This window comes from Leptospira jelokensis (assembly GCF_004769635.1).
Classification (GTDB): domain Bacteria; phylum Spirochaetota; class Leptospiria; order Leptospirales; family Leptospiraceae; genus Leptospira_A; species Leptospira_A jelokensis.
This window is the reverse complement of sequence record NZ_RQGH01000009.1, coordinates 35,651-56,910: the sequence shown is the minus strand read 5'-3', so window position 1 is coordinate 56,910 and position 21,260 is coordinate 35,651. Positions and strand designations below refer to the sequence as shown.

17 protein-coding genes are annotated in these 21,260 nt (G+C 38.8%); 8 read left to right on the top strand and 9 right to left on the bottom strand.

All coding sequences use genetic code 11. The features are described 5' to 3' along the window. Positions 1–2,907 carry an LPS-assembly protein LptD gene (locus EHQ62_RS03340; protein ID WP_135640986.1) on the bottom strand — a complete coding sequence of 969 codons (2,907 nt, stop codon included), beginning with the start codon at positions 2,905–2,907 and terminating at the stop codon, positions 1–3. A 227-nt stretch (positions 2,908–3,134) separates the two neighbouring features. Here EHQ62_RS03340 and EHQ62_RS03335 point away from each other — a divergent pair, with 227 nt between their 5' ends. Continuing rightward, entirely contained in the window at positions 3,135–3,485 is a 351-nt protein-coding gene (locus EHQ62_RS03335) for a hypothetical protein (protein WP_135640827.1), read from the top strand. 14 nt (positions 3,486–3,499) lie between these two features. On the opposite strand, the gene EHQ62_RS03330 is transcribed toward EHQ62_RS03335, so the two are convergent. After that, positions 3,500–4,594 carry a response regulator gene (locus tag EHQ62_RS03330; RefSeq protein ID WP_135640826.1) on the bottom strand — a complete coding sequence of 365 codons (1,095 nt, stop codon included), beginning with the start codon at positions 4,592–4,594 and terminating at the stop codon, positions 3,500–3,502. Between the two features lie 80 nt (positions 4,595–4,674). Here EHQ62_RS03330 and EHQ62_RS03325 point away from each other — a divergent pair, with 80 nt between their 5' ends. After that, positions 4,675–6,669, top strand: a complete 1,995-nt coding sequence (locus EHQ62_RS03325) for an ATP-dependent helicase (RefSeq protein ID WP_135640825.1) — start codon at positions 4,675–4,677, stop codon at positions 6,667–6,669. Positions 6,670–6,714: 45 nt separating this feature from the next. Beyond that, positions 6,715–7,260 carry an MORN repeat-containing protein gene (locus EHQ62_RS03320; protein ID WP_135640824.1) on the top strand — a complete coding sequence of 182 codons (546 nt, stop codon included), beginning with the start codon at positions 6,715–6,717 and terminating at the stop codon, positions 7,258–7,260. A gap of 8 nt (positions 7,261–7,268) precedes the next feature. Here the strand turns inward: EHQ62_RS03320 and EHQ62_RS03315 are convergent, their stop codons facing one another. Both EHQ62_RS03315 and EHQ62_RS03310 read right to left on the bottom strand, forming a co-directional pair. Further along, positions 7,269–8,045: a M48 family metallopeptidase gene (locus EHQ62_RS03315; RefSeq protein ID WP_135640823.1), complete on the bottom strand. Its 777-nt coding sequence runs from the start codon at positions 8,043–8,045 to the stop codon at positions 7,269–7,271. Further along, complete coding sequence (locus EHQ62_RS03310) at positions 8,042–10,150, bottom strand: GGDEF domain-containing phosphodiesterase (RefSeq protein ID WP_135640985.1); 2,109 nt, start codon at positions 10,148–10,150, stop codon at positions 8,042–8,044. Before EHQ62_RS03310 ends, EHQ62_RS03315 begins: the two co-directional genes overlap by 4 nt. 108 nt (positions 10,151–10,258) lie before the next feature. On the opposite strand from EHQ62_RS03310, the gene EHQ62_RS03305 reads away from it, so the two are divergent. Together EHQ62_RS03305 and EHQ62_RS03300 are read left to right on the top strand one after the other, a co-directional pair. Further along, positions 10,259–10,438 (top strand): hypothetical protein, encoded by a 180-nt coding sequence (locus EHQ62_RS03305; protein ID WP_039929030.1) that lies wholly within the window; start codon positions 10,259–10,261, stop codon positions 10,436–10,438. A 110-nt stretch (positions 10,439–10,548) separates the two neighbouring features. Next, positions 10,549–10,872: an STAS domain-containing protein gene (locus tag EHQ62_RS03300; protein WP_015678390.1), complete on the top strand. Its 324-nt coding sequence runs from the start codon at positions 10,549–10,551 to the stop codon at positions 10,870–10,872. A gap of 15 nt (positions 10,873–10,887) precedes the next feature. On the opposite strand, the gene EHQ62_RS03295 is transcribed toward EHQ62_RS03300, so the two are convergent. Both EHQ62_RS03295 and EHQ62_RS03290 read right to left on the bottom strand, forming a co-directional pair. Next, on the bottom strand, positions 10,888–12,444 hold the full coding sequence (locus tag EHQ62_RS03295; protein WP_135640822.1) for a tetratricopeptide repeat protein: 1,557 nt from the start codon (positions 12,442–12,444) through the stop codon (positions 10,888–10,890). Then, positions 12,441–13,958: a PP2C family protein-serine/threonine phosphatase gene (locus tag EHQ62_RS03290; RefSeq protein WP_135640821.1), complete on the bottom strand. Its 1,518-nt coding sequence runs from the start codon at positions 13,956–13,958 to the stop codon at positions 12,441–12,443. Before EHQ62_RS03290 ends, EHQ62_RS03295 begins: the two co-directional genes overlap by 4 nt. A 72-nt stretch (positions 13,959–14,030) precedes the next feature. Between EHQ62_RS03290 and EHQ62_RS03285 the strand changes: the two genes are divergently transcribed. Next, a complete protein-coding gene (locus tag EHQ62_RS03285) occupies positions 14,031–15,083 on the top strand; it encodes an LB_137 family protein (protein WP_244241613.1) in 1,053 nt (350 codons plus the stop codon). A 12-nt stretch (positions 15,084–15,095) separates the two neighbouring features. Here EHQ62_RS03285 and EHQ62_RS03280 read toward each other — a convergent pair whose 3' ends face one another. From EHQ62_RS03280 to EHQ62_RS03270, 3 genes are all read right to left on the bottom strand, one after another. After that, positions 15,096–16,442, bottom strand: coding sequence for a PrsW family glutamic-type intramembrane protease (locus tag EHQ62_RS03280; RefSeq protein ID WP_135640819.1), 1,347 nt, complete (start codon positions 16,440–16,442; stop codon positions 15,096–15,098). 61 nt (positions 16,443–16,503) lie between these two features. Further along, positions 16,504–17,706 (bottom strand): VWA domain-containing protein, encoded by a 1,203-nt coding sequence (locus tag EHQ62_RS03275; protein ID WP_135640818.1) that lies wholly within the window; start codon positions 17,704–17,706, stop codon positions 16,504–16,506. 1 nt (position 17,707) lies between these two features. Then, positions 17,708–18,496, bottom strand: coding sequence for an AAA family ATPase (locus tag EHQ62_RS03270; RefSeq protein ID WP_135640817.1), 789 nt, complete (start codon positions 18,494–18,496; stop codon positions 17,708–17,710). 113 nt (positions 18,497–18,609) lie between these two features. Here EHQ62_RS03270 and EHQ62_RS03265 point away from each other — a divergent pair, with 113 nt between their 5' ends. Beyond that, positions 18,610–20,541: a hypothetical protein gene (locus EHQ62_RS03265; protein WP_135640816.1), complete on the top strand. Its 1,932-nt coding sequence runs from the start codon at positions 18,610–18,612 to the stop codon at positions 20,539–20,541. Further along, positions 20,541–21,251: an amidohydrolase gene (locus tag EHQ62_RS03260; protein WP_135640815.1), complete on the top strand. Its 711-nt coding sequence runs from the start codon at positions 20,541–20,543 to the stop codon at positions 21,249–21,251. Before EHQ62_RS03265 ends, EHQ62_RS03260 begins: the two co-directional genes overlap by 1 nt. Positions 21,252–21,260: the final 9 nt, after the last annotated feature.

Here is a 21,260-nt window from a genome sequence, read left to right as displayed (position 1 = left end):
TTATTCCGTAAGGTCAGTGGTTGTTCCATCCAAAGGACGTTTTCTAAAACGATACAAACGCACTCTTGTCGCTTGTGCAGAGGCAGAATCACCAAAACTGAAATTGGTAAGGTTAACAGATAAATAGACGGACTGGTCATAAAAAGTTAGTTGGTTGTTTAATGTCAAACCACCTGGCAATGCACGTAAATTCATACTATATCCCAATCGGTATTCCCAATTGTGTAAGTCCATTTTTAGAGTCATCATAAACCGATTGATATTAAAAACTGTTTTTTGCCTTTCATTTTGGCCTTGTGCCCCAGTCCCTGCGGCAAGGTCTTCCCAAATCGTTGTTTGGTCATAATTTGTTCCCGTTTGGGAGGTGTACAACTCAGGACTCGTATTCATTGCGTAAAACTGCCCTTGGGCTAAGGCGGTTAACCTCCAAGGTTCAGTGACTCGAGAATCTAGTTCAAGTTCTACTCCAGTGTATCTTGTTACCTTTACATCTGTTTTGAAGAAGAATCGGTAACTATCCAAAAAACTATCTTTGTAAACATGATACCAAGTAGATCCTATTTCTAAACTACGGAAGGCACGAATGATAGGCCAAGAAAACCCACCCATTTTATAGGATAATGTTAAGTTGTTTGATAAGGAACGGTTTTGTGGTGTGTGGTGCACATAATCGTTGTTAATGAATAGCCCTGAATAAAAATTACGTTTTCGTTCCAATAAACTTGGCCTTCTTGTCGTAAACCCATCAACAAAATCAAAAAACCCACCCACTCGAACCACAGTATAATACCAACGTTGCATATTGGTTAAGCCCGGATTGTATGTGGAAGAAAATTGGCGTAAATCTCGAATGGTGCGGACCGAAATGTCCCAGTCATTCAATGCATAACTCTCAAGGGAAACTTCCGCCTCATGTTGGCGCAAATTCCCCAAAATTGGATCCTTTGCTTCTGCTTTATCAGCATCTAATCTTCGATAGGTAGTGGATAAAAATATCTCTGGAATTCCCATTCTGACTGTATGTGCTTGGCGAACATACTGATAGGATTGCTGTTTGAGTAGAGTCGCATAAGCTCTGTTAACGTCTCTATCTGGACCGTTAAGTTCACTACCTGAACCTGGGAATTCAACTGTTTGTTTTGTTGCACCCATATAAACGGAAGGTGTAAACGAAACATAGGTTCCCATCGCAATGGGAGAACGAAGTCCTGTTTCTCCAATCACATTCGTTTGGGATCTTAAAACATAATCTTGGAATTGGCTACGTGGGTCCACGATTCCATTGATTGGATTTACTTTTTGTTGTGGTGGGCCATAAATGCGATTGATATTGGTTTGGAATAACATATCCCAATAGATTGGACTTGCTGTTCCTGGAACTAAACCAATGTTACTAGAATTTCTGATCGTTACGGCAGGTAAGGTATCTTGGGCTGCAAAGTATTGGTTTGCTTGGATTTGGTAAATTAAAGTTCGACTCATGGAAATGCCAACACTCAAATCACCGCGGTTCTCCGTATAATTGAAGTTCCAGTTGAGTAGGTTTCGGATGAGACCAAATCGAACATCTCGAAACGTATATAACGATTGTAAGGAATTGGAAGGTTGGTACCGATTACCAAATTCGTAATCAAACAATCGATTGCTATAGTTTTCATACTGCACTTGGATGTTTCGAGTGTAGTCCTTCGAAAAATCATTAAATTTTGCGTTTAATCGTAGGTCTGCTTTCCACCAAGGATCATAGTTAACGCCTGTGTTACGATACGGTAATCCTGAGTTTGGGAATAATTCCCCTCGATCTACATTATTTGTGACAGCAACATTTCCAATCCCACCGTTTTTAAATCGATCTTCATAAACTGGAGTGATTGCATTGTTTTTATAATTTGCATAACCTAAGTTAATATTGTAATTAATGATGGGAGATAGTTTCCACATCTCCAACTGTGCCGCTTGCCCAGTTTTTTCATACATATCAAAACGAAACTTATATCCATTTGCTAAGAATAAGCTATTGGGATAAGAATCGGACCATTGGTAGGAGTTTTGCCAAAACCATCCTTGGGAATTATTTTTACCAAACTGTGTTGTGACACCATTTCCAGATTCTGAATTGTAGAGAATCGGAAGCATAAATAAAGTTGTGCCCCCCACTTTGTAAGATACCCATTGTGCCACTACGGTTTTATCATCGTGGATGATGATGCGTTTGGCTTGGAAAGATTCATGTGGGAGTTCTGCATTACAAGCTGTGAAGTAACCCATTTCCAAAAGGTAACGTTTTTCATCCAATCGTTTGATTTTTTGACCGATGAAATGGGATGGAAACATACTCAATTTTGAATTGTAAACTACACCTTGGTTTAATTTGAGATCATAGATCATCCGATCACCTATGACCTTGGCGTTTCCGTCTTTGTATTCCACACCACCTTCTGCATAAATTTCTTGTCTTGTGGCATCAATGGATACGGAATCAGCAACGAGTTCCCCCGCTTTGATTTTGACACGGACTTTCCCACGAAGGACAAGGACTCCACCTTTGGTTTTATCGATGTTTAAAAGTTGCCCTTCTGCTGCGTTTTGGATTTGGATGGGCGGACCTTTTTTTGGTTGGGAACTGAGGAGAGTTTCCGGAGTTAACTGTTGTTCTTCGGGTGGCACAAGTGCTTCTCTGAGTCTTTCCCGCTTGCTGTAAATGGTTCCTGTTGGATTGAGTCCTAGGTTGCGAAGGTTGTCTTCCACTTCCCGATCTGTCATAAGATCCACAGATTTTCGAACGATCCCTCGTTGGATTTGTGTGGTGGTTTGTTTTCTTTCTTCTTCCTGTTGGTTTTTGGTAGGTAAAGTTTGGTCAGGAAAGAGTAATTTTAACCCATTGGTGTCCTGAGCCAGAATTTCCATTCCGATGAGCAAAGAACAAATGTAGATGAGAAAACGTATGGATTTTTGCACAGCGGGCTTCGGAAGTATAGAACGAGAGTTTTACACCTATCGAAAAAATCAATGGAAAACCAGGGAGAAATTCGAGGCAGATTCTCCTCCCATCTTTTAAAAAAAGAGGTTGCATCAGTTACTTGGAAATGGACATAATCAAATGGCTCGAATCTGTGGGCATAGGTGAGTTTTGAATGGCGAAAACCTACTCTGGAGAAAGGATCCCCGGTACATTACGGTACACTCTCAAAATAAGAGAGGGAATCGAAGAACATTCTGTCCAAGTCCCGGAGCCCTCTATCCAGATCCTTACGGATGGGTTTGGACCAGAAGAAAGTGCCAACCGACTGGCATTGGCAATCTTACTTGATTTTACAAAAAATCCCCAATTTTCATTTGCCCATTACAAAGAATTTAATTTTTTCTTAGCTGGGCTTTTGTCAGAAGACAATTGGATGTTGCACTCCAATCGCATCGAATTGTTTTTTAAGATGATTGAATTGCCCAAACAGGAAAAAAAGCCCATCCTCTCTGGCAAATTATAAGAAACGAAAAAGGTTTAGGAAACTGGTTTGACAATTGGCAAGGTGAAGATCCAAGCCGAATGTGAGTCGTCCCTTCGCAAAGCACCTTTGTGTTCGGCTATGATGCTCCTTGTGACATCCAAGGAATTCATCTGCGAGATGCCCATCATCATATCTTCCCCGCCATTGTCTTTGATTTTGATTTCCACAAATTCATTTCCTTCTTCTTCTTTCATGGAAAGGGCCACTGCTATCTTTCGTCCGATGGAATCTTCTCTTGTATTCACACGAAGCCTTGCATCTTGGATGAGATTCAAGAGAACCTGTTTGATCTTTTGTGGTTGGCAATAGACATGAGGGATGTCTCCCATTTCCAATTCACATTGGATGCCCTCTTTCAAAAAGTATTGGTGTAAGAATGATCGGGTGTCACTTAAGATGCTGATCAAATTGGAATAAGTCCACTGGGAACTCGTCGATTGGGAATATGATACTAAATTTTTTACGATTTTGGCAATTCGTTCCGATTCTTCTGTAATTTTATCCGCTTTTTCTTTTAGGGAGGAATTCCCCGTTTTTTTGGCTTCTAAGGCAATGAGATCGGCAAGGTTTAAAATGGATGTGAGAGGGTTATTCACTTCATGGGAAATCCCTGACGCAACAAGGGCAATGGTTTCCCATTTTTGGTTTTCCGCAAGGCGGCTTTCCACAACACGGATGTGTTTTTGCACTTGTGATTTGTAAATGGCCATCTCGACAGAGATGTACAAGTCCCGACTGTTAAATGGTTTGATTAAGTATCCAAATGGTTCCGTGGTTTTGGCACGGTTGATCGTTGCTTCATCAGAATAGGCTGTCAGGTAAATGACTGGGATTTCTTTTGTTCGTTTGATCCTACCTGCGATCTCAATCCCATCCATTGGGCCATTCAACATAATGTCCATAAGAACCAAATCAAAATGTTCAGATTCTATTTGTTCCAAGGCATCATTCGCTTCTGAAACATAACTTGCTTGGTAACCATATTGTTTGAGCGTGGAACAAATATTAATGGCAATGATCCTCTCATCTTCAACGACGAGGATTTTTTTTACATCTGTTTCTTTTTCAGTTCCAACCATTGTTGTCATTGTTTTCGATAACCAGTCCTAACAATCAAATAGAATAATTTCAGTTTGTCAACAGAATCCAGACAACAAATCTCTGTATTGTGACCAAGGATTTAAACGATGCCCAAAAGGAAGTGGTGCTCACAAAAGATGGGCCCATTTTGGTCGTGGCTGGAGCAGGAACTGGAAAAACCAATACTCTAGTACACAAACTGGCCCACCTAGTCAAAACAGGTACAAATCCTGAATCTATTCTCCTCCTTACCTTTACACGAAGGGCGGCAAAAGAAATGCTTGGGAGAGCTTCCGGGATTTTAGACCAAAGGATGATGTCTGTTAAAGGGGGAACCTTCCATTCCTTTTGCCAACTGTTTCTGCGTCGTTATGGTCATTCCGCATCCGTCTTTCCCAACTTTACCATTTTGGATGAAGAAGACCGAAATGATTTTGTTGGTATGGCAAGAGACCAAGTGGTCACTCCCAATACAAAACTTCGATTTCCCAAAAAAGAAACATTGGCAGAAATATTTTCTACGAGTTTTAACTTACAACTTTCCTTGGAGAAATTGATTCAAAAAGAATACCCAATGTTCCTTGGGCAAACAAAAGAGATCCAAGAAATCAAAACCAAATTTATTGAATCCAAACGGAAACACAATGCTCTCGATTTTGATGATTTACTTGATGTAACAAGAATGATCTTGATGTCGGATGAAAACATCCGAGAAAAAATGGCATCCATTTACCAATACATTCTAGTGGATGAATACCAAGATACAAATCGTATCCAGGCCCATATTGCATGTTTACTGGCAAGCAAACACCAAAATATCCTGGTAGTTGGGGATGATGCACAATGTATCTATGGATTTCGTGGTGCAAACGTCAGGAATATGTTAGATTTTCCAAAAATTTTTCCAAATACAAAGATCATACAACTCACAGAAAACTATCGAAGTGTACAACCGATCTTAAATGTTGCCAATGCAGTTTTAGAAAACAGTCAGGAAAACTATAAAAAAAATCTTTTTTCGAAGAAAACTAACTCCATTGATAAACCATTTTTGGTGAAATTAGAAAACTTGGAAGAGGAAGCGGATTATATTTCATCTTTGTTTTTGGACTTAAATGAAAATGGAAATTCTTTTTCAGAAATGGCCGCCTTATTCCGCGCAGGTTACTCCTCTCATCTTTTGGAAATGCAACTCACTGCGAAAAAAATTCCTTACCGAAAGTATGGAGGGAAACGATTTTTAGACTTAGCACATGTGAAAGATACGATCGCTTACCTAAAAGTTATCGAAAATCCAAAAGATATTTTGTCTTGGAATCGCATTTTGTTATTAGAGGACCATATTGGAAAAAAATATGCAAATCTCTTCTACAAACAACTAGAAACCAATCAATTTGATTTGGAAACTGACCCTCAGTTCTTTTTAGGAATCCCTGAAGCAACAAAACTTTCGTTTTTGCGTTTATTAGAATGTTTGCAAGGCTGTCGGTTGGGGAATCAAACATCGGGTCAAATCTTAGAACATATTTTAACCCATTACCTACCCATCCTCACCTCTCATTATGATGATGCTGAAAAACGAAAACCAGATTTGGATGCTTTACTTTACCTTTCCCAAAAAGAAACAAACCTAACGGAATTCCTTTCCCAACTCATTTTAAATCCGGTGGAGGGAAAAGAAATTGGATCCGATGATGATCGGGAAAGCGAATTTGTGACCCTTTCCACAATCCATTCCGCCAAAGGACTGGAATGGAAATTTGTGGTGAACATGCAGATTGTGGAAGGAGTTTTACCCAATCACAGGATCAAAACTGTAGAAGAATTGGAAGAAGAAAGAAGATTATTTTATGTTGCCATCACTAGAGCAAAACAATCCCTATATTTTACCTATCCTTTGGTTAATGAAAAAAATCGATATACCTCTGTTAGTCGTTTCATTTCGGATTTACCCAATGAAGGTGAATTATTAACTAAAATTTCTTTTACCCAAAACCAAAACGTATCCAAAGAAGAAAATGTTAGAAAAAATGACGGAGGAAACGACCCCTTCCAATCCATACAAAATTACTTTTTGAATTGATTTATTTTTTTAAGTTTATCCAATAGAGACGGATTTGGAGTAATTATGAAATTTCACTGGCAAACAATCCTTATTGGATTCCTACTCGCTACTATCTCAATGAATTGTGCTTCTAATGATACAAAAGAATCGGCAGATGCCAAAGGACAAGATCCAAAATCAAATTCTCGTAGTGCCAATTTAGAAGACCCTGAAAAAGGGGGAAAAAAATTTGGATGCATAGAAGGGAATTGTGTGAATGGAGTTGGAAAGTATGTCTATGACAACGGAGACGTCTACACAGGTTCCTTCAAAAATGATGTGCGGGATGGTGCTGGAAATTTTTTATATGCCGATGGAGAAAAGTTTAACGGAACCTATGTGGAAGATAAAAAACAGGGTCCTGGTGAATACAATTTCAAAAACGGAGATAAATACGTAGGTGAATTCCAAAATGGCCAAATCAACGGAAAAGGTACTTACACGTTTAAAGATGGAAAATCGGTATCGGGGGATTTTAGCTCCGATGGCCAAGAAGGGATCGGAGTGTTGTTAGAAGAAGGAAAATCCCGAAACTGTAAAATCTCGGGGAGAAAACTTCTCTGCGAGTGACCTAACGTTTATAAATGGCAGTTTGGTTTTTTGCCAGACTGCAACGCCGTTTCATACAACGACATCGCCTTTGGCATGGCTTCATTGAGTTGTTTCATCCTAGTTTCATCCGATGGGTGTGTCGATAAAAGTTCATTTGGTTTTCCAGAGCTGATGGCACTCATATTTTTCCAAAGATTGACACTCTCTCTAGGATCAAATCCCGACATTGCCATGATTTCCAATCCGATCAAATCTGCTTCTGTTTCATGTTTTCTCGAAAATGGTAAAAGCACCCCGAACTTTGCACCCATTCCTAGAGCACCAGCCACAGCAGGTTTTCCCATTGATTCTAATACTTTTAGCCCACCAGAGGTGAGTTGGTTTTGAGAGACTCTTTCATTACCATGGCGTGCAATCACATGTCCAATTTCGTGTCCAATTACAGCAGCTAACTGGTCTTTGTTTTTCGCTACTGAAAACATTCCAGTGTAAACACCTATTTTTCCGCCAGGTAAGGCAAAGGCATTGGGTGTATTGTCTTTAAAGACAACTACTTCCCATTTGGTAACTCCCGTTGTGTCGGTGGTCACTTGCAATTGGGAATCCACAATGCAATTCACATAAGCATTTGTATTGGATCTGGTATCAATTGGAGTTTTGGATTTCATGTCCAAAAATGCTTCATTTCCCATCTCATTCATTTGATCATCTTTTAACAAAATGATTTGTTTTCGACCTGTCGGTGACGTGCTACATTGGTAGAGAATTAAAATTGTGAATAGGAAGATTAAACTTCGATTCATGAGGTTTCCTTTTTGTAAAATTGGTCTAAAAATGGGATAATGTCTGGAAAAGGGATTGGTTTGGATAACCAATACCCTTGGATTTCATCACATTGGTAGGACTTTAAGAGTTCAAGTTGTTCTAACTCTTCCACACCTTCCGCGACTACCGAATAACCTAAATCATGTGCCATATTGATGATTGAGATGAGTAAAAAACTTTCTTTTGAACCAACATGGACATTATTTAAAAATGATTTATCAATTTTAAGGATTGATAGAGGTAATTTTTCTAAGTAGGATAAGGAAGAAAAACCAGTTCCAAAATCATCCAATGCTACCTTCACTCCAATATCAATTAAGTTGGAGAGGATCGGTACAGTTTCCGAAAGGTTTTTCATCGCCAAACTTTCTGTAATTTCTACTTGTAAAGAAGAGTACGGGATCTTCCTTCTTTTGTGTAAATCTACAATCCAATGGAAAATATTTTGGTCGTAAAATACTTGAGGGCTTAAGTTTACCGCGATGGAGATTGGGTATCCTTTTTTGATTTGGACTTCTTCAATGACATTGGCCGTTTGTTCCAAAACAAATCGAGTGATAGGAACAATCAAACCAGAGTCCTCTGCGAGCGGAATGAATTCAGCTGGAGATACCATACCCCTTTGCGGATGTCGCCACCTAACAAGAGCTTCCCAGTGTCCAATTTGATTTGATTTTAGATCAAGGATGGGTTGGAAAAAAACAGAAATTTCATTTTGTTTGAGGGCTTTTTTTAAATCATTTTGGATTTCCAATTGGAAATGAATTTTTTCCTGCATGGCTTGGTTAAAAACGGCAACAGTTCCGACTTTCTGTGACTTTGCATGGAACATCGCAATTTCAGCATTCCGAAGTAAGACATCTGCTTCCTTTCCACCGAGCCCAAAGGCAGAAATCCCACAAGAGGCAGTTAGGTAAATTTCGTATCCTGCAAGTGGGATGGGATCACCTAAAAACTCAAACAATCGATAAGCATAATCAACTGCTTCTTCAATGGATAAAAGGTGATCCATTAAAATGGAAAAATTATCAGCACCTAACCGAGTGATAATGGCATCTTTGTCAGAAAACTTTTTCAATTTTTCAGCAAAAATAATTAATATTTCATCACCTGCTTCATTCCCCAAGGAATGGTTGATACGTTTGAAATTATCGATGTTGATACAAAATACAATTGGATACCCATCTTTTTTGATATTATATGTGTAAATTTTTTGTTCGATCCTTGCTAAATACAAGGCTCGGTTTGGCAAACCAGTTAGATTGTCGTAAAAAGCATCATGGGTAAGTTGTTCTTCTGCTAATTTACGATCTGTGATGTCATGGTGGATGGCTATGTATTGGAATACTGATCCATCAGAACCAATAAACGGAACAATGGTTGTATCCACCCAAAACAAACTGCCATTTTTTTTTGTATTGAGGATTTCTCCGCGCCAAACATTCCCTTTATGAATGGATTCCCAAATCTTTTCCCATTCCTCTTTGGATTTATTTTGGCTTTTTAAAATTCTATGGTTTTGTCCAAGTAATTCAAAACTTTCGTAACCTGTGATTTTTGCAAAGGCATCATTCACATAGGTGATGATCCCATTGGCATCGGTGATGGACACTTTGTTTGCTTGGTCTAATGCAAATTTTTGTAATTGGATTTCTTTAAGTGATTGGTATAAAAAAGTTTCTGTTGTGTTTTTTTCTTTTCTGTACACAAGTTCCCTTCTTTCCCTTTCCAAAACTTCTGTTAAACGTAATAGTGTTTTTCTATCAATGATATCGTTTACACCAGACTTCATATAAGTTAAGTTTTTCTGGAAGTCTTCAGGTTCGCTGATTAAAATGACAGGGATGTCTAAATTTTTTTCGTTTAGGAATTTTAAATAATGAGGGATTTCTAATTGGAAGGTTGAATGGGTGCTACAAATGATTGCATCCCAATCTTCCTCGAGTACTGTGAGTTCAAAATTTGCCAATGACTCAACCACTCGGTATAAGGGACTTAGGCCATTGGCCTTCATTTCCCTGACTAAATCGAAAACGCTATTTGAGTCATCTTCTAAAATTAAAACACTGATTGGACTTGCCATTATAGATGCCGAACCGGCTTTGTTTCCCAGAAAACTGTACGCAAAAAAACTAAAAATCTCAACCGAAAAAAGATTCAAAAATTTCCTTTAATTTCGTCGAATTGTCCAGTGCACCCGAAGGTTTTTGAAACGAGTTATATCCGTAAGGAATACTTAGAACAAGAGTTGAGGAAACTCCTTCTTGGAATGAGTGACTTAGAATACAAAGATTTAAATGACTATGATAAAGGTGGTTATGATGGCTTTAACCAGGCTATCACTTTGGTCTTAAAAAAACTTCAAAACTAGGGTTTTTTCTAGTAAATTTGTCTTCTTGACTCCTAAGGGATGAGTTTCTACAAAAATTCTTTACAAAATTACATGAAAAACAGATAGTATACGTGCCAGTAGGAAGTTCAATGAATTTCACAACAAAACAAGTTAAAAATCATACAGTTGTTACCTTAGAGGGTTCCCTCGATATTTATTCTGCACCAGCACTCAAAAAAGAGCTTCATAAAATTATAGATGATGGAGCAGAATCCGTAGCAATCGATATGATCAATATCAAGTTATTGGACTCTTCCGGAATTGCCTTACTTGCCAATTTGCAAAAGAAACTCAAATCAGAGGAAGGTCAATTTTTCCTTTTGAATGTGAGCCAAGATGTGATGGTGATTTTAAAACTATCCAGTTTGGACAAATTTTTTACCATTTTAGGAAGCGAAGGCGAACTCCCTTAAGGGTTTCAATTGCGCTTAGAGCCGAAAGAATTTCACTTCGGCTCGCACCACTGGATTGTCGATAGCCGACGGGATTACCCAATCTCCAACCTGGTTTTGGTTCCATTGTTTTGCCTCACCTGCAACCCCACTCTCAGTTCCCAATTTGATTTTTCCTTTTTTGGGATTTGTGGATTTCACAGAAACAATTAAGTCATAGGGGACATTGAGTCCAAAACTACCCAATTTGAGATTGGCAAGTTTTCCTTCAATGATGACTTCCTCACACACAACTTCCCTTCCATCCCTAAGTTTCACTTTCAGTTTGATGGGCAAATGGTTTTCTGTTGTTTCTGCTACGGTGCGTTTTGTTTGTGTTTCTGATTTGGTTTCTTGTACCTGCAGTGTTTCTGAGATGAGAGGTATTTTTTCTTCCGATACGACTGCTGCTAAGTTTTTGGTTTCTTCCTTTGAATCTTCAAACGAAACTTTGATTTCTTCTTTGATTTGGTTCAGTTCTTTTGTTTCTTCCGCAGACAAATTTCCAGTGGATTCGGTTTTTAGAATTTTTTCGATGATGACAGGTTTTAAAACTAAGGTTTTTCCTTCTTCGATATTTTCGGCTGCTTTTGCATCGCCTAATTTGTTTGCTTCTTCTTTCGAGAAAGCAACAAGGGATTTGTTTTCTTGGTAAAAATTACCAATGAGTAACAACCGCCTGTTCGCACGAATCGCTACTTCTTTGTTTTCTTTTTGTTTTACGAGTTGGATGTATTCTTTTACGGCATTGGAAGTTTTTCCAAGTTCCTCCATGGACCTTGCTTTGATGTAAGATTGGTCATTCGTAAGGACTGGTAAACTTTCTAAAGTGCGAAGGGTTTCTTCATAATCCCCACTTTGGAAAAGGGAATACGCCAATTCTTCTGGTGATTTCTTTTTCGACTTTAACTCTTCTTTTTTCTTTTCACCATCTTCTAAAAAACTGATGAGAAGTGCTGCATTTTCAGAATAATGGGAACCGGGGAATAAATCGATTGCTTTGTTCAATTTTACAAATGCTTTTTCCCTTTCCCCCATCATAACGAGGCAATAGCCATGGTGTAATAATGTGAATGCCATCTCATCGGATAAATTGGAAGTGATTGATTCTTCCAATTCTTGGTATTTTTTAGCAGCGATCGGATATTTTCTAGTCCTTTCCATATAAAAGGCAAACTGCAAACGAATGATGGTTTTTTGTTGTTCTTCTAACTCGAGAGGAGATTTAAAATTGAGGAACCGAACGGTATTGATCACAAAAAGGCCAAAACGATCCTTCCAACCCATTTTTAAATCCATACCTTCCGTTTCGGAATTCATAATTCCCGATTCCAAGATATTCACTTTCACTTCAGTCATGTAATCATCTTTCGATAAAAACATTTGTTTTAAACGTTCCCGCAAGGTTTGCGAAGAAAGTTCATAATTCATCAATTGGTCCCGTAAAATTCCAAACCGTAATTCTTGGAGTTTCACGCTAACAATGGCATCCGAGGCCAAAGCAAAAAAACAAAATAAGAATCCAAAAATAGAGAATAAAAAAAACTTTTTCATTCCGGTACATCAAGGACTAACATGGTGACATCATCCTTATATTCTTCATGTTTTTCATCCAAAACTGCCATTGCTTTTTCTACAATTTCTGCATTTGACAAATGGATGTTTTCCAAGACAATTTCTGTAAACCGTTCCAAACCAAAAAGTCCACCTTCTTTGATGGGAGTTTCCACGACTCCATCTGTGTATAAAATGATTTTATCACCTGGAAGTACAGGAAAGGATTCTAAGGAATATTGGATATCATCTCCCATTCCAAGTGGTGGCCCAGAACTATCGATGAACCTCACTTCTTTTGTCGAAGGTCGGATGATAAAAGGAGCATTGTGGCCTGCATTGACAAACTTTACGACACCTGGTTCATCAAAAACCACAAAAACACCAGTTGCAAAAAAGGATGCTTGTAACCTATTTGCAATCACTTCACCAAGTGAATTGATCGCATGAATGGGAGCCGGGTTTTCTTTCATGATGGACTGTAGAGACATTGCCATAACAACAGTTACAAGGGCTGCTGAAACTCCATGTCCAGATGCATCTGCCAAAAAAAATCCATAAAAATTTTGTTCCGGAACATGGAAGTATTGGTACAAATCCCCTGAAACTTCTCTCATTGGTCTGTACAATTTACCAATGTTGAATTTTTTGTATTTTTTCACAGAAGGTAAAAAGAGTTCCTGTACTTCCTTACCAATTTGAAGTTCTTGGTTGATTTCTTGGTTTAGTCGCGTAATCGTTGTTACTTTGTTTTGGATTTCCTCTGCCATCAGGTTAAAGGAGTTTCCTAAACTATCCAATTCATCATTACTTTTAAAATTCCAATTGACTCTAGATTGTAAATTCCCAGAAGCCATATCCTTGGAGGCAACTTCCAACGCTCCAACTCGTTTAAAAATAGCTCGGTAGACCAAGATGGCAAAAATGATATGGAAAAAAACTCCCCATATCACAGCATAACCCACTTGGATGTACAATTGTTTTAATCTGTCTTGGATGGAGGATATATTGAAGTGAGTGAATAAAAACACTTCCCTGCCATCTGCCAATCGAATTGGTAATAAAAAGTTCACTGTGAAGTCAGATTCATTTAATTCCAAACTGTAACGTGCTTTGAATAAATTACCTTCTTTATCGGAAGATACATCTTTAGTTTTTTTTAAAACAGATTCGGGGATGGTAATTTTTGTGAGATCTGTTTCAGGTTCGGTTTGGATGGCCTTTCCATCTGTGTCAAAAAAAGTAAATTTTGTGATTTCATAAAGTTTGAGTGTCTTTCGGAAGGCTTCAAAACTTTGGTCTCGTTCGCCTGTGAGTCCAATGGTTTGGATGTCAGTGAGGATAGTGTTTGCCAAATTTTCGGATTGGAATTGGAAGTTCTTCAGAAGCAAATCGGACTGGTTTTCAAAGATCATTACCGTAAAAAAGATGATATTTAAGAAGGCTAAGAGAGAATAAAAGAGTCCAATCTTAAAGCGTAAGGAATTCGTCGTTTTGGTTTTGCTTTTGTTCACGGCAATTACTAGTATTGTCGATAATTAAGTGATAGAAATCTATCACAAATTTGAGATTTTCCATTGGTTTTCATGATCCACATAGCAAAGATTCGTGAGTTGGGACTCCGTAGTTTCCTTTTGGGAATGCTTTTGCTTACGGGGACCCTTTCTGCGGATAAAATACGATTGAAATCGGGGGAAGTACTGAATGGAAAGGTACAGAATGTGACCCCCACTCATGTGGAATGGGTTGACCAAGGGAAAAAATACAAATTTTTAAATGAAGAAGTTTTGGGCATCGATGTGGGTTATGATGGACTGCCAGCTTGCGCCGATTACAAAACGTTTGGTGTGGAGGACTGCGATCTCATCCTCACAAGACTTACCAAAACCAGTGCTAGTTTTTCCAAAAAAAGTAGCCCCTTAGAACTTGAAACCATCCCCATTAAAAAAATCTCTAACCTAAAGGTGTCTCAAGAATCAGGCCTTCCTGTGGACCGTTACATCCAAATTGGTACCAAGGGAAAGTGGACTTTTAAAACCAAAGAAGTAACAGGACTTTATAAGTCACTGGACCGAGGTCGGATGACGATTGAGACGGAAGATAAAAAATTGGAAACAGCCGACATCTTAGAATTTGTTTCCTTTGAATACCAAAACAAATCGGTGATCGCCAAAGTGATCAAAGAAGAAACCCCAAAGGTGATCCCTGGTTATACTTCCATTTCTGAAAAACGATACGGAAAAGCTATTTTTCTTTTTGGAACGGCACTTGTGTCTGGGCTTGGGATGGCATATGAATACAATATGTCTGTGAAAGCGATCAACCAAGACGTGGAATACCTGCCCACGGGAGATGGGCGGGTGTTTTTAGCATCCAACATACTTGGGAACGATCGTTATGATTTTCATAGGCAAAGATTTACGATGTATGCTGTTGTATTTGCTTCTGTACTTACATATAGTTTCTTAGATAGTTTTTACTTGGGACAAAGGGATTCAGGAAAGGATAGTTCACAAGCAGTTTATCTCAAACCAATGTTAGATTGGAAATACAATCCAAATCCTTATTTCCTATCAAAAACAGAGAAAAATCCGAATGAATCCCTCCATTATGGATTGAGTTTTGAAACATCATTTTAGTTTTAGGTTGGTTTAAACTTGAACTTTGCGTAAGAATAGATTTTTTAAATTTTGTTTGAAACGTAACAAATTCCATTGCAATAAGAAGAGATAGGGAATGGAATTTAGTTGGCACATCACCCCACAATTCCCTTCTTCATTTTCCCTGCTCCATAAGATTTTACCTCGAAGCCCAGAAAAACAAGTTAAACCAATCCATAGGTCAAAGGTAACCTCCGTATCTTTCGGAAAATTTTGAGACGTTGGAAGATAAAACATATTGGCTGTGATGTGAAAAATCGCTGAGTTTTCCTCTTTATCACCAACATGCATATCCACTGAACTAAACAAAGGTACTGCAAGCATCCGATCCCTAAAAAAATATGGATTGAGTATCCCTGCAAAAAAGAACATGAAAGAGAGTACAATCGGGTACATCACAAATAATGCAAAATAATCTTGGATGACTAAATCAGGAAACTTTCTGGAAATCCAGTCTGGTGATTCATACAAAAGATAAATGGATAAAATTCCAGGTATCAAAAAGAAAATCGTAAGGATCGTATGACGTAAGTTAGGGTATTGGAACAGGCGAATGCCTGAAGTGGAGATGTGTTTTTGAACATTTTGGATCCAACCTTCATGTCGGTTGTGACGGCTCAAAATTTCATACTCTTCCATACTCATATCCATAAGCTTTAGGATTTGGCCTGGTACAAGGATACGCGATTTTGCAATCGTAAGTTCCAACATAAAAAATAACGTGAGGATACAAATGGGTAAAATCACAAGTAGGTCAATTTCTTGGAACAAAGAGAGGTTATAAAGACCATGGATGAAAACACAAACAAAAAAACCCGTGATCAAATTCCCCCATTTGAATACAGGGTTTTTGTGAAACAAAAACATCATTGTAAAAGCACCCACAAGGCCCCCGTTCATCATATGGATGGGAAGTGCGGTGATGGAACGTAACACTTGAGACCAAAGACCTGTATTGATAAAATACAAAATATTTTCAACAAGCCCAAACCCTCCACCAAGGACAAGGCCATAAAAAATCCCATCCGTTACAGTGAACTCATCTTGGTTTTTACTAAAAAATAAATAGATCCCTAGTAATTTTGCAAATTCTTCCACAAAGGAAGAAAGGAGAAACGAATTCCAAAAAACTCCTACATTTGGCATCCAATACAAAAACAAGGCTTGGATCGCTATGGCAAAACCTGCACTGAACAAAGAGAATGCAAGTGCTGTGTATTGTAAAAATCCTTCCGTAAACCGGTAGAAATGGAAACGATAAAAGGAATAATAAAACGCTAAGGTGCAAATATTGATTAGAAAAATGACCAGACTTGGAATGGATATTTGTATGGACATTTACTTTTATTAACGACAATTGCAGTTCGGAAAATGAATCAAAACCATTGATTTTAAAGCATTAAACCAATCGTTTGACCGCTTTTCGTAAACCTTCGATGGTCAAAGGAAACATAGGAATTACGTCCTCAATGGCTTCAATTGTGGGTGCTCCCCAAAATCGTTTTGGTTCGGGGTTTAGCCAAATCGCATCAGGAAAATATCCAACTAGCTCTTTCAAACATTCCAATCCACTTTTGGCTTTTTTCTCTTTTTCTTCTTTGGAATGAGAATGGTAGGCATAGAGATTATATGGGGTTCCCATAAGTTCATATGGGGCCATATAGGCATCCCCTACAAAAATCAGTTTTGTGTTCTTTCGAAATTTTTCTTCAAAATGTTTCAGAGAGATTCTGGATTGAAACTCATGGTTTTCATAGAGGTATTCATGAAAGATATTATGAAAATAATAGTGGTGCACTTCCTTAAAATGATACAGCCCACGGCTCGCACTGAAGAGTTGGCTTACTCGGTCTGAGTGTGGTGTCATACTGCCACCAATGTCCATGATAAGAACAAGCCTTAATGAATTTTTCCTTTCCCTTTCTTCCACCAATTCGATTTCTCCCCCATTTTCACAGGTTTTATCGATGGTTTTATCAACATGTAACTCGCGTTTGCCTTCTTTTTTCAAAAACCGAAGTTCTTTTAATGCTAATTGGATGGAACGAGTATCTAAAATTTCATCTTCTCGGTAGGCTTTGTATTTTCTTTCGTTCCAAAGGCTCACACCCGAACGATTGCCTTGTCCTTCCGTATTACCTCCGATGGAAAGCCCATTCGGATTGAACCCTGAGTTTCCAAAAGGACTTGTGCCGGATGTACCTACCCATTTACTCCCACCATCATGGCGTTCTTTTTGTTCGTTCAGGCGTTTTTTTAATTCTTCAATGACCTCGTCCATACTCATGTTAGGTGCTTTTTCTTTTTGTTCAAGAGAAAGGTCTTTGGGAATGTTTTCTTCCAGCCACTCAAAAAGGATGTCCCGAAACTCTATCCTTTGTTCCTTCCAACTCCCAAAGGTTTTGCCAAAGGCAAGGTCATAGGCATCATAATGTTTTAAATCTTTTGCAAAATTAAGTCGTCCCACCCTGTACAATTGGTCAAGATTGATGTAACCTGTAGGGTCTGTGAGTTTTCGGATTGTTTCTAAGAAAGCGACGAGTTCTCCTGTGGAACAAGGAACTGTTTCTTTTCGCAGATTGTAGAAAAAATCCAAAAACATATTAGTTTAAGTAGACCCGGTAATCTTCTTCTGATTTAAACAGAGTCCCTGCAAATGGGATTTTACTTGATTCCAAGCTCTCTCCCGAAACCAGTAAAACTTGGATCCAATCCAGTAACTCACTTGTGGAAGGTTTTTTTCTAAGGCTTTCGATTTTACGAATGGAGTAAAACATAGCGAGCGCTTTTTCCATAAACTCAGTTTCGATGGATGGAAAATGGGCTTTTATGATTTCTTTCATCGATTCACGTTTCGGAAACTCAATGTAGTGGAAAATACAACGTCTGAGAAACGCATCCGGTAGTTCTTTTTCGTTATTGGAAGTGATGATGACAATCGGTCTTTCTTTCGCTACAATGTGTTCCTTTGTTTCTGGGATAAAAAATTCCATTTTGTCTAATTCCAGTAAAAGGTCATTAGGAAACTCAATGTCGGCTTTATCGATTTCATCGATCAGCACCACTGATTTGTTTGGTTGTAAAAAGGCTTCTCCAAGGGCACCTAACCGAATGTAGTTTTTTACATCCCGTACGCGTTGCATTGCCTCTTCTTCTGGGAACCTTGAGTCGTTCAACCTGGAAACAGCATCATAAAAATACAAACCTTCTTTGGCAAGGCTTGTGGATTTGATGTGCCATCGGTAAAAAGGCAGTTTTTTGGATTCGGCAAGGAAACTAGCGAGTAGAGTTTTCCCAGTTCCTGGTTCCCCTTTTAAAAGGAGTGGGCGTTTTGTGATCTCTGCCACTTGGACCGCTTCTTTTAAGTCTTCTGATAGGATATAATCTGCCATGTCTTTACCTTTTGGACTCCAATCTTTTTCGAAAAACGGGGGAATCTACTAAAAATTGCTTTTTGAAAGAAACTTCTCTTCCTATAGTGAGAAATTGGAACGATAATAAAACTATGGGCGATTTCGATAATACCAAACGAGCCATTGGCGTTGGCAAACTGGACGATTCTCAGAGAAAGGATATGTTCAATAAGTTTAAGAGCGCAGGTGGAGAAGTCATCAAAGAAAAACCTCCTGCAAAGGAAGATGACGGTAGGAAAAGTCGACCAGAGCCAAAGGTCAGACAAGGCACCGTTTCTCGAGGGGGAGATGAAAGTCGTTCTGGGAGTCGCGGAGGGAGTTCCTCTTCAGGAAGGAGTCCTTCCAAAGAAGATGCCAATGTTTCCAAATCACAAATCGATTCCAAAGCCCAATATGAAAAAGAGATCAGTAGTTTTACTGCTCGTTTTTCCATCAAACTTAAATGTTGGTTAGCCCGTGTCACTCCCTTTGGATCCAGTGATCTCACTCCGAAGTTTATGCACGATTTTTCCATTCGTGCCAAACAAGCATTAATCGAATTGCAATACAGTGGGAACGAGTTACTTGCAAACCAACAGTATTCACCCCAACTGAGTAAAGCACTCGATCGGATCAATCCCCTTCTTGTAGAATTACTTGCCATGGGTCAAAAATTATACAATGGCCCTGAGTTAACAGACATTACAGAACCCATCATGACAGCGCCAGAATCTCCGGTAGCGATTGAAAGGGTCAAAAATCAGATTTATTCCCTATTCAAAAGGATGTACATCCTTTACCCGTACCAAGAAACTTTAAAAAAGTCTTTTGCACAAGCCTATGACGAATTACAAAAGTTAGAGGGAAAACCTGCCCTCATTTATGCGAATAAAAAACGGAAAGTGTTACAAGAAATTGATACCTTGTTTGATGGTTTTTTTGACCGATTGTATCTCGTTGTCATTCGTGCTGAAAATAAAAATATCCCACTTATTTCTCGTTATATGGAAAATCTTTTGGGTATCACGCCTGAAGAAAAACCTGGCCAAAGGAAATCAGGGGAAAATGTTCCCGGTGGCAAACAGGTAGAAACCAAGGAAGAGAAAGAAGCAGAAAATGCTTCCAAGGAAGAGGAAAAAAAGGAAGAAGAAGTCCCCTTATCCAAAGAACAAGCCTATGGATTACGTTTGATGCAGATGTACTCCATTCCTAAATTACGTAAAAAATTTGATCCCAAAAATGAATATGCAAATATCCCAGACGCTGACAAAGCCCTACTTGCATTATTTTATTTTTATGAATTTGATGATGAATATTCCTTTGTAATGACCACTAAAAAAATCGATATCAAACCTGGTTCGATTAACGGGGTAAAGGTGGATTACAGACAAAAGATGTTGGATATTTACGAAAGCACTCGTACCATCATAGACCAATTTCGTATCTACCATGATATTTTAAGAGAATTAGAAAAACACAAAGCGAACCCTGGTGCCAATTACATCGAAGCTTCCAAAAAACTGACTGGGATCGAACAAAAAAGGACAGGACAGTCAAGGACAGTTCGGATGGCCATCAAAGACTTTAGTTTAAAGTCGAGAGATTCCCTTCTCACCCTCATCAAAGACATGAAGGGCAAAAAGGAAATTGTCGCGAATATGAATGATGTTTTGACTTTGGATTCCATGGAATCTCGGAAACGACTCAATAAAAAACCGGTGAAACAATGCATTATGGAGGCTTACTGTTACTTGTTAGCCCTTCATGACCGAATCGAAACGGGAGACCTTTATGGTGGGCTTGTGGAACTCACACCTGAACAAATGAAATCTTCCTTCGGCGTGGACATGGAAGCCGCGAAAGAATCTGATTCTCCGGATGCTTCTGAACTAGAGGGGGATGCAAAAGCAGAAGTGACCGCAGAGGCAACAAAACCCACAGAACCCATCACCACAGAAGAAGGTACTTCTTTAGATGGGCAAACAAATGACAGTTTGGACGACCTCTCTGATGATGACATATTACCCACAGGAAATCCATTTTAATGGCAGTCATCAAAATCGCAATTTACCAAAAGAACCTTCACAAACGATTCACCGCAGACGAAATTACAAAGATCCAACAAAGTAAGGCTCATTTTTTACTTCTGCCAGAGGGGTATCCGCATTTTTTCCAAAGTTCCACTCCTTCCGACGCAGCGAAACACGAAAAGGAATACCAAGACCATCTATTGGAAATTTCAGAAAAGTTTTCTGGAGTGATCCTAGGTGGTAGCCACTACCGAACGAACGAAGAAGGGAATTTGGTTTCTGCCCTACCCATCGTTCAGTCGTTAGTGTTAGTCGATTTTTATGAAAAAAAGACCCCAAATGTAACCCTTGATTTGGGCACCAAACCAGGGTTAACGGAATCCATTTTCATTATGGGTGGGCTTCGTTTTGGAGTGATGCTCGGTGATGATCTGGGAAACCAGTCCATTTGGGATGAATTCCATAAAGAGAACATTGAAATCATCTTTCATTTGGATACAACTCGTAACCAAAACACCTATGAGGAAGACTTAAGTTTTTATGAAGGTTTAGCCAAATCAAAAAACATCCACTTAATCCGAGTTTGTGGGCCTTCCGAAGGTATACCTGCCAGAAGTTTGTATGCGTCTCCCTCTGGGATCAATTGGAAGGTCGGTAAAATTGAGGAAGACAAAGATGTTTTCAAAACACTTTCCGTCAATGTGATGAGAAGTTATTTGCTTTAGAAAAAAGGA

What these genes read in the sequence shown, in the direction of transcription:
- EHQ62_RS03340 (WP_135640986.1), bottom strand. Translation starts at nt 2,907, where the DNA reads ATGGAAATTCTGGCTCAGGACACCAATGGGTTAAAATTACTCTTTCCT.
- EHQ62_RS03335 (WP_135640827.1), top strand. Translation starts at nt 3,135, where the DNA reads ATGGCGAAAACCTACTCTGGAGAAAGGATCCCCGGTACATTACGGTAC.
- EHQ62_RS03330 (WP_135640826.1), bottom strand. Translation starts at nt 4,594, where the DNA reads ATGACAACAATGGTTGGAACTGAAAAAGAAACAGATGTAAAAAAAATC.
- EHQ62_RS03320 (WP_135640824.1), top strand. Translation starts at nt 6,715, where the DNA reads ATGAAATTTCACTGGCAAACAATCCTTATTGGATTCCTACTCGCTACT.
- EHQ62_RS03315 (WP_135640823.1), bottom strand. Translation starts at nt 8,045, where the DNA reads ATGAATCGAAGTTTAATCTTCCTATTCACAATTTTAATTCTCTACCAA.
- EHQ62_RS03310 (WP_135640985.1), bottom strand. Translation starts at nt 10,150, where the DNA reads ATGGCAAGTCCAATCAGTGTTTTAATTTTAGAAGATGACTCAAATAGC.
- EHQ62_RS03300 (WP_015678390.1), top strand. Translation starts at nt 10,549, where the DNA reads ATGAATTTCACAACAAAACAAGTTAAAAATCATACAGTTGTTACCTTA.
- EHQ62_RS03295 (WP_135640822.1), bottom strand. Translation starts at nt 12,444, where the DNA reads ATGAAAAAGTTTTTTTTATTCTCTATTTTTGGATTCTTATTTTGTTTT.
- EHQ62_RS03285 (WP_244241613.1), top strand. Translation starts at nt 14,031, where the DNA reads ATGATCCACATAGCAAAGATTCGTGAGTTGGGACTCCGTAGTTTCCTT.
- EHQ62_RS03280 (WP_135640819.1), bottom strand. Translation starts at nt 16,442, where the DNA reads ATGTCCATACAAATATCCATTCCAAGTCTGGTCATTTTTCTAATCAAT.
- EHQ62_RS03275 (WP_135640818.1), bottom strand. Translation starts at nt 17,706, where the DNA reads ATGTTTTTGGATTTTTTCTACAATCTGCGAAAAGAAACAGTTCCTTGT.
- EHQ62_RS03270 (WP_135640817.1), bottom strand. Translation starts at nt 18,496, where the DNA reads ATGGCAGATTATATCCTATCAGAAGACTTAAAAGAAGCGGTCCAAGTG.
- EHQ62_RS03265 (WP_135640816.1), top strand. Translation starts at nt 18,610, where the DNA reads ATGGGCGATTTCGATAATACCAAACGAGCCATTGGCGTTGGCAAACTG.
- EHQ62_RS03260 (WP_135640815.1), top strand. Translation starts at nt 20,541, where the DNA reads ATGGCAGTCATCAAAATCGCAATTTACCAAAAGAACCTTCACAAACGA.